The following is a 14,474-nucleotide window of genomic DNA, read 5'->3' as shown; positions in this document are numbered from 1 at the left end:
GGCGGGACCCTCCGTATCATCTCGGCATGGCGCTGGACCCGGCGGTGCGGTTCAGCCGGCGGGCGGTGCTCCTGGCCGCCGGCGGGCTGCTCGCCGGTTGTTCCCGGCAGTCCGAGGTCGACCCGGTCCACCTGCGACTGGCCACCGGGCCGGCGGGGGCGGTGTACCGACGCATCGGCGGTGCGATCGCCGCCCACATCTCCGAACAGGTACCGGGTGCCACGGTGACCACCGTGCCGAGCGGGGCGTCCACCGACAACATCCGGATGCTCCGGGCCGGCGACGTGCACCTCGGGCTGACCAGCCTGGACGCGCTGATCACGACCGACGGCAGCGCCCCCGAGGGACTCTCGGCGATCTGCCGGCTCTACGACAGCCACCTGCACCTCGTGGTCCTGGCCGCCTCCGCGATCGACGAGTTCGGGGACCTCGCGGGCCGGCGGATATCGCTCGGCGCCCGCGACTCGGGCACCGAGTTCACCTCGCTGCGGGTGCTGGAACTCGGCCGGGTGCGGGCCGACGGCCGGTCCCTCAGCCAGGCCGAATCGGCGGCCGCCCTGCGCGCCGGCCGGATCGACGCGATGTTCTCCCTGACCGGCGTCCCGACACCCGCCATCACCGAGCTGGCGCAGTGGCACCCGATCCGGCTGATCCCGCTGGACGCGCAGGCCGGCGCCCTCTTCACCGCGTACCCCGGTCCGTACGCTCCGGCCAGGATCCCCGCGACGGCCTACGCCGGCGTCCCGGCCACCCGGACCGTCGCGGTGCCGAACGTGCTCCTGGTGCGCAACGACCTGCCCGACGACCTGGTCTACGCCATCACCGACACGATCTTCACGCACACCCGGACGATCACCTCCGCCAGCCGCGACGACGCCGAGGCCGTTCCCGAGGCGTGGCAGATCAACGTGCGTACCGGGATCTCCACCGGGTCGGTCCCGCTGCATCCCGGCGCGGCCGCCTGGTTCCGCGACCGCAAGCGCTGACCAACCGGTGACCGGCCGGCGGGGGAGTCCTCAGACCGGCGACGCGGCGTCGGCCGCCGCCGCCCGCGCGGCGACCGGCAGCGCGACCACCGCGGCGAATCCGTGCCCGGACCCGTCCGGACGCGGCAGGCCGTCCTCCAGGCGCAGCTCGCCCCCGGCCGCCCCGACCAGGTCGGCGCAGATCGCCAGTCCCAGGCCGGTCCCGGACACGTTCTGGTGCCGCGGCGACCGCCAGAACCGCCGCAGCGCCTGAGCCCGCTCGGCGACGTCGATCCCCTGGCCGTCGTCGCGGACCGCGATCGTGACCAGCCCACCGGCCCGGGCGGCGTCGCCGGGTGCGGCGTCCGGAGCAGCAGGGGAGAGCTGGGCGGTCACCTGCACGGTCTGCGAGCCCGACAGCCGCAACGCGTTGCTGATCAGCTCGTCCAGGACGCTGCCGAGTCCGCCCGGCGGCTCCAGCAACCGCAGCCCGGGCGGCACGTTGACCACCAGGGTCTGCCCCGCGGCCGCGGTCAACGCCCGCCACCGGTTCACCCGGGTCGCCAGCACCGCGTCGAGGTCGACCGGCGACGCCGTCCGGATGCTCTCCATCCGCGCGCTGGCCTGCAGCGAGTTCAACATCCGCTGCATCGCCTTCAGCTCGTCGACGGCGACGTCGTACAGCTGCCGCCCGTCGCCGGCCGGGCGCAGATGCGGTTCCAGGCTCTCCACCGCCAGCCGGAGACTGGTCAGCGGATTGCGCAACTGGTGCGACGCGTCGGACACGAACGCCCGCTGCCGCTGCACGGCGTTCTCCACCGCGTCCATCATGGTGTTGAACGACCCGGCCAGCCGCCGCAGCTCGACCGGGCCGGCCTCGGCGTCGGCCCGGATGGTGAGGTCGCCCCGCGAGATCCGCGCGCTCGCCGCGTCCAGCTCCCGCACCGGCCGCAGCACCCACGCGGACACCGGCCAGGCGACGGCCACCAGCGCGATCAACGGCAGCAGCCCGAGCGCGGCGAGCTGGGCCCACCGCACCAGGATGTGACCGCGCGTCTGCGACAGGTCGGAGATCGTCACGACGGCGCCGACGACCTCGCTGTCCCGGCCCACCGGCTCCGCCACCACCAGGGCGGAGTCGTCCCACGGCGCCCATTCCCCGGACGGCTCGGACCTCGCCCCGGCCAGCGCCGCGGTGACGATCCGGGGCACCGCCGGCTCGGCCCGCGCCGCCTCCTGGTACGCGCCGGCCGGGCCGAGCAGCACCGTGCCCGAGGTGTCGATCACCGCGGCCGGGATGCCGTAGAGCTGGTGGTAGCGGGCCAGTTCCTGGTGCAGCGCCTCGGTGCGTCCGGTCGACAGCGCGGTCTCGGCCAGCGACGCGAACCGGCCGACGTCGCCCAGCCGGTCGACGTAGGTCTCCTGCATCTCCCGCTCGGCCACGGTGACGCTGAGCGGCACCCCGAGCGCCGCGACGAGCAGCACCGCGAGGGGCACCAGGACGGCGAGCAGGCGACGGTGCACGGCGGGTCAGCCGATCAGCTCCGGCTGGTCGGCCAGCAGCCGGTAGCCGACGCCGTGGACCGTGCGGATGAGCACGGCCGACCCGAGCTTGTGCCGCAACGCCGCGATGTGGGTGTCCAGGGTGCGACTCGAGGACTCCCAGGTCGCGCCCCAGATCTGGTCGAGGATGACGTCGCGGCTCACCACGTTCGGCGCCCGCCGGGCCAGCAGCAGGAGCAGCTCGAACTCCTTGCGGGTCAGCGTCACGGCGGTGCCGTCGACGGTGACCTCGCGGGTGCCCACGCCGATCCGCATCGGGCCGACGACCAGCGGCTCGGCCGGGTGGCTCAGGGCCCGAGCCGCCCGGGTGCGCCGCAGCACGGCGTCGATCCGGGCCAGCAGCTCCGGGATGCCGAACGGCTTCACGATGTAGTCGTCGGCGCCGGCGCGCAGGCCACGGACCCGCTCGTGCTCCTCCGACCGCGCGGTCACCGCGATGACGGCGGTCTCCGGTCGGTCGCGCAGCTTGCGGATCACGTCGAGACCGTCGCCGTCGGGCAGGCCCAGGTCGACGAGGACCACGTCGGACGGGGCGGCACGCACGGCCTCCGCGGCGGTGGCGATGCGCTGGACCTGGAAGCCCGCCTGGGTCAGCACGGTCACCAGACCCCGCGCCACGCGGTCGTCATCCTCGATGACGGTGATCCGCATGTCGGCGAATTGTACGGCCCGGACCAGGCTCCTGTTAGCCCGCAAGTTCTTGGGATTTTTCTGACACCATCCGCGTCCCGGCCCGTCGAGACTGAGGCCGCACACCCACCGACGGATGCGCATGCGTCGACGAGGAGGCCCCGAGATGACAACGACCAGGCACCGGGCCGCCGCGCGGATGATCGCCGCGATCGGCGCCGTTTCGCTGCTGGCCGCCTGTTCCGGCAATGGTGGCGGCGGCGGAGGCGACGCCGGGAACTACCCGGAGCAGAACATCACGTTCGTCGTGCCGTTCAGCGCCGGCGGCCCGACGGACACCGTCACCCGCATGATCGCCGAGCCGATGGCCGCGAAGCTGGGTGCCAAGATCGTCGTACAGAACGTCGAGGGCGCGGGCGGCACGGTCGGCGCCGGTGAGGTCGCCCGGGCCGAGCCCGACGGCTACACCGTGCTCATGCACCACATCGGCATGTCCACGGCGCCCGCCCTCTACAAGAACCTGGGCTACAAACCGCTCGAGGACTTCGAGACGGTCGGGCTGGTCACCGAGGTGCCGATGACCATCGTCGCCCGCAAGGACTTCCCGCCCGCCACGCTGCCGGACCTGGTGACCCACGTGAAGGCGAACGCCAACAAGGTCACCCTGGCCAACGCCGGCGTCGGCGCCGCGTCCCACCTGTGCGGCCTGCTGTTCCAGCACGCCGTCGGGGTCAAGCTCCAGGAGGTCCCGTACAAGGGGACCGGCCCCGCGCTGACCGACCTCGTCGGCGGCCAGGTCGACTTCATGTGCGACCAGACGACCAACACCAGCGGCCAGATCACCGCGGGCGAGATCAAGGCGTACGCGGTCACCACCCCGGAACGGGTGAAGAGCCTGCCCGACCTGCCCACCACGACCGAAGCGGGGCTGACCCAGCTCCAGGTCAGTGTCTGGCACGGCCTCTACGTCCCGGCCGACACGCCGCAGCAGGTCGTCGACAAGCTGTCCGAGGCGCTGAAGGTGGCACTGGCCGACCAGGCGGTGATCGATCAGATGGCCAAGCTGGGCACCGCGCCGGTGCCGGCGGAGGACGCGACCCCGCAGGCACACCGGGCACACCTGCAGGAGCAGCTCGGCGCCTGGGCGAAGATCATCGCCGACGCCGGGGTCGAGGCCTCCTGAGGTGGAACGTCGACGGTCCTTTCCGGACGTCCTCGCCGGAGGAATCTTCGTCCTGATCGGCGGCGCGTTCGTGGTGGGGTCGCTCAGCTACGAGCTGGGCACCCCACTGCGGATGGGGCCCGGCTACTTCCCGCTGCTGGTCGGCGCGATCCTGGCCGCCCTGGGCCTGGTGATCGTCGCCAAGGGGCTCGTCGCCGGCGAGGTGGTCTCGTTCGGGTCGATCCCGTGGCGCGCGGTGGGCGTCATCGTGATCGCCGTCGTGTTCTTCGGCTACAGCGTCCGGCGTCTCGGGTTCGTGCCGACGTCGGCGGTGACCGCCTTCCTGGTCACCCTGGCCAGCCGGCGGGTGCGGATCCTCGCGGCCCTGGCCGTGGCCGCCGGGCTGACCGTGGCCAGCACGCTCATCTTCGTCGTCGGACTCCAGCTGCGGATCCCGCTGTGGGGCCCGTGGCTCTCGTTCTGACGTGCCACCCGGATTGAGGCATGGAACTCTTCGACAACCTCGCGCTGGGCTTCTCGACCGCCTTCCTGGTCCAGAACGTCCTCTACTGCTTCGTGGGCGTGCTGCTCGGGACGGCGGTCGGCGTGCTGCCCGGCATCGGGCCGACGGCCACGGTGGCGATGCTGCTGCCGATCACGTTCAACTTCGAACCGGTGACGGCGCTGATCATGCTGGCCGGCATCTACTACGGCGCACAGTACGGCGGCTCGACCACGGCCATCCTGATCAACCTGCCCGGTGAGTCGTCGGCGGCGGTCACCGCGCTGGACGGCCACGAGATGGCCCGCCAGGGCCGGGCCGGTCCGGCCCTGGCCGCCGCCGCGATCGGGTCCTTCATCGCGGGCACCCTGGCCACCGTCGCGCTGGCGGTCGCGGCTCCACCGCTGGCCCGCGTCGCGTTGCAGTTCGGCCCGGCGGACTACTTCTCGCTCGTGCTGTTCGGCCTGATCGTGTCGATCGCGCTGGCGCGCGGCTCCACGCTCAAGGCCCTCGCGATGATCGCGCTCGGCGTCCTGCTCGGCATGGTCGGCCAGGACATCTACACCGGCCTGCCCCGGTTCGTGTTCGGCCAGCGCGAACTGTACGGCGGCATCGACTTCGTGTCGGTCGCCGTCGGCATGTTCGGGGTGGCCGAGATCCTGCGCAACCTGGAGAACGAGCAGACCCGTGAGGCCGTGGTCAGCAAGGTGAAGAACCTCTGGCCGACGCGCGAGGACCGGCGGCGCATCGTCGCCCCGATCCTTCGGGGCACCGGGCTGGGAACCGCGCTCGGCGTGCTGCCAGGTGGCGGGCACGTGCTGGCCTCGTTCACCTCGTACGCGGTCGAGAAGCGGGTCTCGAAGCGGCCGGAGGAGTTCGGGCGCGGTGCGATCGAGGGCGTGGCCGGGCCCGAGTCGGCGAACAACGCCGCCGCGCAGACGTCGTTCATCCCGCTGCTCACCCTGGGCCTGCCCGCCCACCCGGTGATGGCGCTGATGGTCGGCGCGTTCATCGTCCACGGCATCACGCCCGGCCCGAAGGTCATCACCGACGAGCCGGCGCTGTTCTGGGGCCTGATCGCCTCGATGTGGATCGGCAACGTGCTGCTGGTGCTGCTGAACCTGCCGCTGATCGGGGTCTGGGTGCGGATGCTGCGCATCCCGTACCAGGTGCTGTTCCCGATGATCATCCTGTTCGCCGCGATCGGCACCTACTCGCTGGGCTTCAACGCGTTCGACGTCTACGCGATCGTGTTCTTCGGGATCCTGGGCTACGTCCTGATCAAGTGCGGCTGCGAGCCGGCGCCGCTGCTGCTCGGCTTCGTCCTCGGCCCGCTGCTGGAGGAGAACCTGCGACGCGCGCTGATCATCTCCCGCGGCGACGCGTCGGTCTTCCTGACCCGACCGATCTCCGCGGTGCTGCTCGCCCTGGCCGTGGCGGCGCTCGTCGTCGCCGTCCTCCCGGCGATCCGCAAGCGCCGCGAGGTGGTGTTCGCCGAGGAGGAGTAGGAGCACCGCCCGCCCCGGCTCAGGCTGCCCGCAGCGGCCGGAACACGGCCCGCATCTCGTTCGCGAACAGGTCGGGTTCCTCCCAGGCCGCGAAGTGGCCGCCCTTGTCGACCTCGTTGAAGTAGGCGAGGCCGGGGTAGACCGCCTCGGCCCAACTGCGAGGGGCGGCCCAGAGCTCGTCGGGGAACGTGGTGAAGCCGACCGGAACCTTGACCGGCGGTGGCGCCTGGCCGGACGCGGCAGCGGCGGCCCGGAACCGGCCGAATTCCCAGTACCACCGGGCGGCCGAGGCGCCGGTGCCGGTCAGCCAGTACAGCGTGATGTTGTCGACGATGCTGTCCCGGGTGAGACCGCCCACCGGCCCGCCGTCGACGAACGCGCGGGACATTTTGTAGTAGCTGTCCGTGTCGTGGTCGAGCATCCAGGCCGCCAGCCCGACCGGTGAATCCAGCAGGGAGTAGCCGATCGTCTGCGGCCGGGTGGACTGCTCCAGGAAGTAGCCGAAGCCGTCCGTCGTGAACGTGTTGAGCCGGTCGTGCGCCGTGCGTTCCGGCTCGGACTGCGCCGGCAGCTTGTCCTTGAGGGCGATCGCCCCGGCGAGCAGGTTGACGTGAATGCCGAGCAATCCCTCGGGTGCCTGGCGGCCCATCGCGTCCGTGACGTTGGCGCCCACGTCGCCGCCCTGCGCGACGTAGCGCGGGTAGCCGAGGCGGCTCATCAGCTCCGCCCACGCGCGGGCGATGCGGTTCGAATCCCAGCCGAGCTCGGTCGGTTCGCCGGAGAAGCCGTATCCGGGCAGGGACGGCAGCACCAGATGGAAGGCGTCCTCGGCCTGTCCGCCGTGCGCGGTCGGGTCGATGAGCGGACCGACCACCCCGAGCAGCTCGACGACCGAGCCCGGCCAGCCGTGCGTCATGATCAGCGGAAGGGCGTTCTCGTGCTGCGACCGCACGTGGATGAAGTGAATCTCGACGCCGTCGATGGTGGTCGTGTATTGCGGCAGGGCGTTCAGCCTCGCCTCGAACCCGCGCCAGTCGTGATCGGTCGTCCAGTAGCGGGCCAGCGCCTGCACGGTCGCGAGCTGCACGCCCTGGGAGCGGTCACCGACCAGCTCCCGGGTGGGCCAGCGCGTGGCCGTGATCCGGCGCCGCAGGTCGGCGATCGCTTCCTCCGGTGTGTCGAGCCGGAAGGGACGGATTTCCTGGTCGTTGGGCATGCTCTCCACCTGCCGCGTCGGGTCGACCGGCGCCGGGCGCCGGCGGGGCTGGCACGCGCTCATCCTCGCACCGGCCCGGCGCCCGGCGGACCGGAACGCGATTTCGTGCCCGGGTCCGGCCGGGACCGGGTGTGTCGGCACTGCGGGCGGGTACGCCGGGCGGACCGGACCGGAGGAGGCGTGCATGGCGGGCGAGGCGCCGGACTACTTCCAGCCCGAGGGCGGGCTGGTGCTCACCCACCTGTTGATCGTGCGGGACGTGGACCGCTCCCGGGAGTTCTACCGGCGGGTGCTGGGAGCGACAGTGGTCCGGGAACGCCAGCCGGCGATCCTGCGGTTCCACAACAGCTACATCGTGATCAACAACGAGGGCGGTCCGACCGACGACAAGCCTGGCGTACGGGCACAGGCGCCGCCGGATCCGGACACGCTCAGCGGCGCGATGAACGTCAGGGTCACCGACGTGCGGGCGATCTACGAGCTGTGGCGATCACGGGGTGGGCAGTTCCTCACCGAGCCGAAGGACCACGGCGTGGAGATCCGCTGCTACCTGCGGGACCCGGACGGATACCTGATCGAACTCGGTCAGGGCACCGGGATCCTCGCCGAGATGGGCCGGTCTGCCCCCGCCGCCCGCTGACGATCGGCGCGCACCCCTCCCGGCCCGCGCCCGGCCAGCCGCGCCAGCACCCGGTCATCGGCCACCGGCTGACCTGACCGCCGTCACGGCACTGCCGACCGCTACCGCGCCTGAGCATCGATTCTATCGATGCTCACCATGCAGAGCATTCAGGCTGTTCATGCTGGCTGATCCCGGATAGGGTCCCCGCCAGTCGCTCAGCCAGGAGGTTCACCGTGCTCAGGAAGCGTGCGCTCCACGTCGTCATCGGTCTGGTCACCCTCTCGATCGCGGCAACCGGCTGCGGCCGGTCGACGAGCGGGCAGACTCCGCAGCCCGGCGGCGCCGCCTCGGTCGCCGCCGACGCCAAGGCCGCCGACCTGGTGCCGGCCGCCCTCAAGGAGAAGGGCGTCCTCCGGGTCGCCACCGCCGAGGGCTACCCGCCGATGGAGATGTACAAGGAAGGAACCCAGGAGCTGATCGGCGTCGACCCCGAACTGGCCGCGGCCATCGCCGGTCGGCTCGGCCTGAAGCTGGAGATGACCAACGCCAGCTTCCCCGGGCTCATCCCCGGTCTGCAGGCCGACCGCTGGGACCTGGCGATGTCCTCGATGAGCGACACCGAGGAGCGGCGCAAGGCCGTCGACTTCGTCGACTACTTCCAGGCCGGCGGCGCGATCATGGTCGCCAAGGGCAATCCCGCCGGCGTCAAGGACCTCGCCGACCTCTGCGGCCGGGCCGTCGTACTCGCCAAGGGCAGCTCCAACCTCGCCATCGGCGAGGGGCAGAACGCCAAGTGCGCGAAGAAGATGACCATCTCGCAGAGCGAGGACGCCCCCACCGGCCTGCTGCAGATCGACGCCGGACGCGCCGTCGCCACCATCGTCGACTACCCGGTGGCCAAGATGCTCGCCCAAGAGAGCGGCAAGTACGACGTGCTGGAGGCGCAGTACGAGGCCGGCCCGTGGGGCATCGCGATCGACAAGAAGGACAGCCAGCTGCGCGACGCGGTGCAGCGGGCGCTCCAGGAGCTGATCGACAGCGGCGAGTACACCAAGATCCTGGAGAAGTGGGGCGTGACCGGCAGCGCCGTCCAGGCGGCCACCGTCAACGACCAGAAGTGAGCACGCCGGTGGACCGTACGGTCGACAAGCAGGACACGGCCGGCGCGGGCCCGGCGCCCGACGGGCCCGACCTCGTGCAGCCGAACCGGATCAGCCACCCGCTCCGCCCGGGGCGGTGGCTGGCCGCCGGCGTGACCGCCCTGGTCCTGGTCTGGTTCGGCTGGACCATCGCCGTCAACCCCAACCTGCACTGGGACATCGTCGTCGCCTACCAGTTCGACCGGGTCATCCTGGAGGGCCTCTGGGTCACCATCCAGCTCACGGTCGCGTCGATGCTGATCGGCGTGGTGCTGGGCGTGGTGGTGGCGCTGATGCAGATCTCCAGCAGCCGGATCCTGCGCACCGGCGCGATGGCCTACGTCTGGTTCTTCCGCGGCACCCCGCTGCTGGTGCAGCTGATCTTCTGGTTCAACATCGCGCTGATCTTCCCGGAGGTCGGCCTCGGCGTGCCGTTCGGCGGTCCGAAGCTGGTGACCTGGGAGACGAACGCCCTCATCACGGGCTTCGTCGCGGCGCTGCTCGGGCTCAGCATCAACGAGGGCGCCTACATGAGCGAGATCGTCCGGGCCGGACTGCGGGCCGTCGATCCCGGCCAGCAGGAGGCCGCGGCCGCCCTGGGCATGTCCCGTTCGAAGATCATGCAGCGGGTGGTGCTGCCGCAGGCGATGCGGATCATCGTCCCGCCCACCGGCAACCAGTTCATCTCCATGCTCAAGACCACCTCGCTGGTCTCGGTGATCGCCGGCGCCGACCTGCTCACCGTCGCCCAGCGGCTCTACCTGACCAACTTCGAGGTGATCGCCCTGCTCATCGTCGCGTCCATCTGGTACCTGGTCCTCACCACCGTCGCCAGCGTCGGCCAGCACTACCTGGAGCGTCGGTTCAGCCGCGGCTTCGGCACCACCGCCTCGGGCACGTTGCGCGGGCGGATCGGGCGCAACCTGCGCCTCACCGGGAGCGCGCGATGACCGCGCCGATGGTGTGCTGCCAGCAGCTCCGCAAGAGCTTCGGCCGGATCGAGGTGCTGCGCGGCATCGACCTGGTCATCGAGCGGGGCCAGGTGATCTGTGTGGTCGGCCCGTCCGGCTCCGGCAAGTCCACCCTGCTGCGCTGTCTCAACCACCTTGAGGAGCCCCAGGCGGGCCGGGTCTACGTCGACGGCGAACTGATCGGCTACGAGGAGCACAACGGGCGGCTGCGACCGTTGCCGGACGCCCGGCTGCGGCGACAGCGCGAGTCGATCGGCATGGTGTTCCAACGGTTCCACCTCTTCCCGCACCGCACCGCCCTGGAGAACGTGATGGAGGGCCTGGTCGCCGTGAAGGGCGTCGGGACGACGGAAGCCCGCCGGCGCGCCGGCGACCTCCTCGACCGGGTCGGGCTCGCCGACCGGGCACACCACTACCCGGCGCAGCTCTCCGGCGGGCAGCAGCAGCGGGTCGCCATCGCGCGGTCCCTGGCGATGTCACCGAAACTCATGCTCTTCGACGAGCCGACCTCGGCGCTCGACCCCGAACTGGTCGGCGAAGTGCTGGAGGTGATGAAGGACCTCGCGGCCAGCGGCATGACGATGGTCGTGGTGACCCACGAGATGGGGTTCGCCCGCGAGGTCGGCGACCACCTCGTGTTCATGGACGACGGCCTGATCATCGAGCAGGGCCCACCGCGGGAGGTGCTCGCCGCGCCGCGGCACGACCGGACCCGCGCCTTCCTCTCCAAGGTCCTCTGATGACCCGGCTGGACCTGCTGATCACCGGCGGCACCATCGTCGACGGCACCGGTTCGCCCGCCCGTACCGCCGACGTGGGCGTGCGCGACGGCCGGCTCCTGCTGCTGCCGGCCCGCAGCGGCAGCGCCGCCGCCGACGTGCTGGACGCGGACGGCCTGGTCGTCACCCCCGGCTTCATCGACGTGCACACCCACTCCGACCTGCTCGCCGGCCACGACGAGCAGCGGGAGGCGCTGCGGCTCGCGCCGCTGCGCCAAGGGGTCACCACCGAGATCTGCGGCAACTGCGGCATCAGTCCCTTCCCGGTGCCGGCCCAGCGCGCGGAGACGGTGCGGGAGCTGGTCGGCGCGACGTTCGGCCCGCCCGCCGCGACGTACCCGTCCTTCGCGGAGTTCGCCGCCGCGCAGGGCGCCGCCCGCCGCAACCACCTCGCCGCCCTGGTGGGCCACGGCACGCTCCGCGCCGCCGTCGTCGGCTTCGCCCAGCGGCGCGCCACCGCCGACGAGGTCCAGCGGATGTGCGACCTGCTCGACGAGGCGCTCACCGCCGGCGCCGCCGGGCTGTCCACCGGCCTGATCTACTCGCCCGGCGTCAACGCGGGCACCGACGAGGTGATCGCGCTCGCCCGGGTGGCCGCGGCGCACGGGAAGCCGTACGTGACCCACCTGCGCGACGAGATGTCGCAGGTCGAGTCGGCGCTCGAGGAGGCCATCGAGATCGCCACCGCGGCCGGCGCGGCGTTGCAGGTCTCGCACCACAAGACCGCCGGGCGGCACTCCTGGGGCGCCACCGTGCGTACCCTGGACCGGCTCGAGCGGGCCCGGGCCGACGGGCTGGACATCCGCTGCGACGTCTACCCGTACACCGCCGGCAGCACCGCCCTGCACGCCATGCTCCCACCCTGGGTCATCGCCGACGGCGTGCCGGCGATGCTCGCCGCCCTCGCCGACCCGACCGTCCGCGACCGGATCCGCGCCGACCTGGCCGCCGGACTGCCCGGCTGGGAGAACACCGTCGGCAACGGCGGCTGGGACCTGATCCGGGTCGCGTCCGCCCCCACCAGCCCCGCCGTCGAGGGGCACACCGTCGCCGACCTCGCGGCCGCCCGCGGCGTCGACCCGGTGGACTACGTCTGCGACCTGCTCGCCGCCGAGGCGGGCAACGTGACCATCATCAGCCACTCGATGCGGGAGGACGACGTCCGGCGGGTGCTCGCCAGCCCGCTGTCGATGATCTGCTCCGACGGCGTGCCCAAGCCGGGCCGGCCCCACCCCCGCTGGGCGGGCAGCTTCGCCCGGGTGCTCGGCCACTACGTCCGCGACGTGGGGCTGTTGAGCCTCACCGAGGCGGTGCACAAGATGACCGGCCTGCCCGCCCGGCGCTTCGGCCTGCACGAGCGGGGCCTGCTCGCCGACGGGTACGCGGCGGACCTGGTGATCCTCGACCCGGCGGAGACCGTCGACGGGGCGACCTACGACGAACCGCTGGCGCCGCCGCGCGGCATCCGCCACGTGCTGGTCGACGGCCGGGTCGTCGTCGACGGCGACCGGGTCACCGACGCCCGACCGGGGCGGGTGCTCGCCGTACCGGACCGCGAGCCCGCCCTGCGGGGACGGCCGTGACCAGCGGCGGCCCGGCGGCCCCGGTGCGGATCGGGGCGATGGTCCGGCGGCTGGACGACGGGCGCACGCTCTCGCTCGACCCGGACCTGGTCCTACCGCTGGCCAGCGTCGGGAAGGTCCTGCTGCTCGGCGAGGTCGCCCGCCGCCTCGCCGCCGGGACCCTCACCGCCGAGCAGCCGGTCGACCTGCTCGACGACGACCGAGCGGTGGGCGGGACGGGCCTGCTCGGCCTGCTCTCACCGCGCCGGTGGACCGTCGCCGACCTCACCACCGCGGTCGCCGCGGTCAGCGACAACGCCGCCACGAACGCGCTGCTGCGGCTGGTGACCCTGGAGGCCGTGCAGCACCTGGCCCGCACCAGCGGCCTGCGCGCCACCACCGTGCACGACCGGATCCGGGCCACCCGCGGCCCCGACGTACCGCCGACCTTCGCCACCGGCACCGCGCACGACCTCTGCACCTTCCTCACCGACGTGGCGACCGGGACCTGGCAGAGCCCGCGGGCGTCGGAGCTGCTACACGGGTGGCTCGCCGGCAACACCGACCGCACGCTCGTCGCCGACACCATCCGGCACGACCCCTGGTCGACCGGCGGAGTCCGGGTGGCGAACAAGACCGGCACCGACAGCGGCGTACGCGCCGACGCCGGCATCGTCGTCGGCCCGCACACCGTCGTCTACGCCGTGGTCGCGGCGTTCCCGCCCGGCGCGGAGCGGGCCGCGGTGGCGGAGCTGCGCCGTTGGGGTACGGCGGTCGACCGGCTCGCCGGCGACCAACGCTCGGCCAACTCCTGACTGAGCCCCGCCGCGGCGTCGGTCAGCCGGTCGACGAAGCTGCCGACCACCGGATTCGGGTTGCCGGGACGCAGGGCGACCCCGATCTCCCGGTGCAGGTTGGCGTGGGTGAGCGGACGGACCGCCACCCCGCCCGGGTTGCGCAGTCCCAGCGACGGCACCAGCGCGACGCCGACGCCGGCCCGGACCAGGCCCAGCACCACCTCGTAGTGGTCGCTGCGGCAGCGGATCCGGGGCTGGAACCCCTCGGCCCGGGCCGCCAGTTCCAGCACGGACACCTCGTCCCGCACGCCGAGGGTGGTGATCCACGGTTCGTCGGCCAGGTCGGTGAGCCGTAGCCGCCGCCGCCCGGCGAGCGGGTGGTGTGCCGGCAGCACCACCAGCTGCGGGTCCACCATCAGCGGGGAGACCGCCGGGGAGGACGCCTCCCGGACCGGGCTCAGCGGATGGTTGAACACCACCACGAGGTCCAGTTCACCCTGGTTGAGGCGGGGCAGCAGCTCCGGCGGCTGGCCCAGGATCAGGGCCAGCTCGACCTGGGGATGCTCGGCGGTGAAGCTCGACAGGGCGCGCGGCAGCAGTTCCGTGCCGGCGGTGGCGAAGAAGCCGATCCGCAGCACCCCCCGCCGGCCCTCCCCGTGCGCGGACAGCTCGTCGCGGGCCGCCGACATCAGATCGGCGATCTGCTGGGCGTAGTCGGCCAGGCGCTGGCCCGCCACCGTGAGCCGCAGGCTGCGCGGCCCCCGGTCCACCAGCGCCACGCCGGCTTCCTGCTCCAGGGTGGCGAGCTGGTGGGAGACCGCGGACGGGCTGAGCCGGAGCTGCTCGGCCGCGGCGACGATCGTGCCGTGCCGGGCGATCTCCAGCACGACCTGCAGGCGTGCCGTGTTGAACATGCGTGGACCGCCTTCCCTGCTCCCGCCGCCGGACCACCCCCTCGCGGCTGTTTGGTGGGCGCACCGGGACCGGAGGCGGCCGGGTCGTCGCCCCGGCGGCCGGTCGAGGATACGTAGTGTTGGTGAGCTGACGTCAAAGTCCTG

14 protein-coding genes are annotated in these 14,474 nt (G+C 72.5%); 10 read left to right on the top strand and 4 right to left on the bottom strand.

The genetic code is table 11. The features are described 5' to 3' along the window. Window positions 1-26: 26 nt before the first annotated feature. Window positions 27-986 (top strand): TAXI family TRAP transporter solute-binding subunit, encoded by a 960-nt coding sequence (locus tag GA0070609_RS13545; RefSeq protein ID WP_088994145.1) that lies wholly within the window; start codon window positions 27-29, stop codon window positions 984-986. A 30-nt stretch (window positions 987-1,016) separates the two neighbouring features. Here GA0070609_RS13545 and GA0070609_RS13540 read toward each other — a convergent pair whose 3' ends face one another. Further along, complete coding sequence (locus GA0070609_RS13540) at window positions 1,017-2,489, bottom strand: sensor histidine kinase (RefSeq protein WP_088994144.1); 1,473 nt, start codon at window positions 2,487-2,489, stop codon at window positions 1,017-1,019. 6 nt (window positions 2,490-2,495) lie between these two features. Continuing rightward, window positions 2,496-3,179, bottom strand: a complete 684-nt coding sequence (locus GA0070609_RS13535) for a response regulator transcription factor (RefSeq protein WP_088994143.1) — start codon at window positions 3,177-3,179, stop codon at window positions 2,496-2,498. Window positions 3,180-3,324: 145 nt separating this feature from the next. On the opposite strand from GA0070609_RS13535, the gene GA0070609_RS13530 reads away from it, so the two are divergent. Genes GA0070609_RS13530 through GA0070609_RS13520 form a run of 3 tightly spaced genes read left to right on the top strand, consistent with a single transcriptional unit; the run spans window position 3,325 to window position 6,330 of the window. Further along, the gene (locus tag GA0070609_RS13530; protein ID WP_197700271.1) at window positions 3,325-4,341 is read left to right on the top strand and encodes a tripartite tricarboxylate transporter substrate-binding protein; all 1,017 of its coding nucleotides are present in this window, start codon (window positions 3,325-3,327) and stop codon (window positions 4,339-4,341) included. Window position 4,342: 1 nt separating this feature from the next. Next, window positions 4,343-4,804: a tripartite tricarboxylate transporter TctB family protein gene (locus GA0070609_RS13525; RefSeq protein WP_088994141.1), complete on the top strand. Its 462-nt coding sequence runs from the start codon at window positions 4,343-4,345 to the stop codon at window positions 4,802-4,804. Window positions 4,805-4,824: 20 nt separating this feature from the next. Beyond that, entirely contained in the window at window positions 4,825-6,330 is a 1,506-nt protein-coding gene (locus tag GA0070609_RS13520; RefSeq protein WP_088994140.1) for a tripartite tricarboxylate transporter permease, read from the top strand. A gap of 19 nt (window positions 6,331-6,349) precedes the next feature. On the opposite strand, the gene GA0070609_RS13515 is transcribed toward GA0070609_RS13520, so the two are convergent. After that, window positions 6,350-7,546: an epoxide hydrolase family protein gene (locus GA0070609_RS13515; RefSeq protein ID WP_088997715.1), complete on the bottom strand. Its 1,197-nt coding sequence runs from the start codon at window positions 7,544-7,546 to the stop codon at window positions 6,350-6,352. Between the two features lie 184 nt (window positions 7,547-7,730). Here GA0070609_RS13515 and GA0070609_RS13510 point away from each other — a divergent pair, with 184 nt between their 5' ends. The 6 genes from GA0070609_RS13510 (at window position 7,731) to GA0070609_RS13485 (ending at window position 13,434) form a co-directional block, all read left to right on the top strand. Beyond that, complete coding sequence (locus tag GA0070609_RS13510; protein ID WP_088997714.1) at window positions 7,731-8,186, top strand: VOC family protein; 456 nt, start codon at window positions 7,731-7,733, stop codon at window positions 8,184-8,186. A gap of 215 nt (window positions 8,187-8,401) precedes the next feature. Further along, the gene (locus GA0070609_RS13505; protein WP_088994139.1) at window positions 8,402-9,289 is read left to right on the top strand and encodes an ABC transporter substrate-binding protein; all 888 of its coding nucleotides are present in this window, start codon (window positions 8,402-8,404) and stop codon (window positions 9,287-9,289) included. 8 nt (window positions 9,290-9,297) lie between these two features. Next, the gene (locus GA0070609_RS13500) at window positions 9,298-10,257 is read left to right on the top strand and encodes an amino acid ABC transporter permease (RefSeq protein ID WP_197700270.1); all 960 of its coding nucleotides are present in this window, start codon (window positions 9,298-9,300) and stop codon (window positions 10,255-10,257) included. Then, entirely contained in the window at window positions 10,254-11,018 is a 765-nt protein-coding gene (locus GA0070609_RS13495) for an amino acid ABC transporter ATP-binding protein (protein WP_269459282.1), read from the top strand. Before GA0070609_RS13500 ends, GA0070609_RS13495 begins: the two co-directional genes overlap by 4 nt. Next, entirely contained in the window at window positions 11,018-12,640 is a 1,623-nt protein-coding gene (locus tag GA0070609_RS13490) for an N-acyl-D-amino-acid deacylase family protein (RefSeq protein WP_088994138.1), read from the top strand. The genes GA0070609_RS13495 and GA0070609_RS13490 overlap by 1 nt, the downstream gene beginning before the upstream one ends. Beyond that, window positions 12,637-13,434, top strand: coding sequence for a serine hydrolase (locus GA0070609_RS13485; protein ID WP_088994137.1), 798 nt, complete (start codon window positions 12,637-12,639; stop codon window positions 13,432-13,434). The genes GA0070609_RS13490 and GA0070609_RS13485 overlap by 4 nt, the downstream gene beginning before the upstream one ends. Here GA0070609_RS13485 and GA0070609_RS13480 read toward each other — a convergent pair. Beyond that, window positions 13,317-14,330 carry a LysR family transcriptional regulator gene (locus GA0070609_RS13480; protein ID WP_088994136.1) on the bottom strand — a complete coding sequence of 338 codons (1,014 nt, stop codon included), beginning with the start codon at window positions 14,328-14,330 and terminating at the stop codon, window positions 13,317-13,319. The genes GA0070609_RS13485 and GA0070609_RS13480 overlap by 118 nt on opposite strands. Between the last annotated feature and the right edge of the window lie 144 nt (window positions 14,331-14,474).

Origin of the sequence: Micromonospora echinaurantiaca, assembly GCF_900090235.1 — a bacterium.
In the GTDB taxonomy this organism is placed as follows: Bacteria; Actinomycetota; Actinomycetes; order Mycobacteriales; family Micromonosporaceae; genus Micromonospora; species Micromonospora echinaurantiaca.
This window is presented reverse-complemented; position numbering and strand designations above follow the sequence as displayed.

Coding starts and splice junctions, on each gene's coding strand:
- GA0070609_RS13520 (WP_088994140.1), top strand. CDS start 4,825: ATGGAACTCTTCGACAACCTCGCGCTGGGCTTCTCGACCGCCTTCCTG.
- GA0070609_RS13515 (WP_088997715.1), bottom strand. CDS start 7,546: ATGCCCAACGACCAGGAAATCCGTCCCTTCCGGCTCGACACACCGGAG.
- GA0070609_RS13545 (WP_088994145.1), top strand. CDS start 27: ATGGCGCTGGACCCGGCGGTGCGGTTCAGCCGGCGGGCGGTGCTCCTG.
- GA0070609_RS13535 (WP_088994143.1), bottom strand. CDS start 3,179: ATGCGGATCACCGTCATCGAGGATGACGACCGCGTGGCGCGGGGTCTG.
- GA0070609_RS13480 (WP_088994136.1), bottom strand. CDS start 14,330: ATGTTCAACACGGCACGCCTGCAGGTCGTGCTGGAGATCGCCCGGCAC.
- GA0070609_RS13530 (WP_197700271.1), top strand. CDS start 3,325: ATGACAACGACCAGGCACCGGGCCGCCGCGCGGATGATCGCCGCGATC.
- GA0070609_RS13495 (WP_269459282.1), top strand. CDS start 10,254: ATGACCGCGCCGATGGTGTGCTGCCAGCAGCTCCGCAAGAGCTTCGGC.
- GA0070609_RS13490 (WP_088994138.1), top strand. CDS start 11,018: ATGACCCGGCTGGACCTGCTGATCACCGGCGGCACCATCGTCGACGGC.
- GA0070609_RS13510 (WP_088997714.1), top strand. CDS start 7,731: ATGGCGGGCGAGGCGCCGGACTACTTCCAGCCCGAGGGCGGGCTGGTG.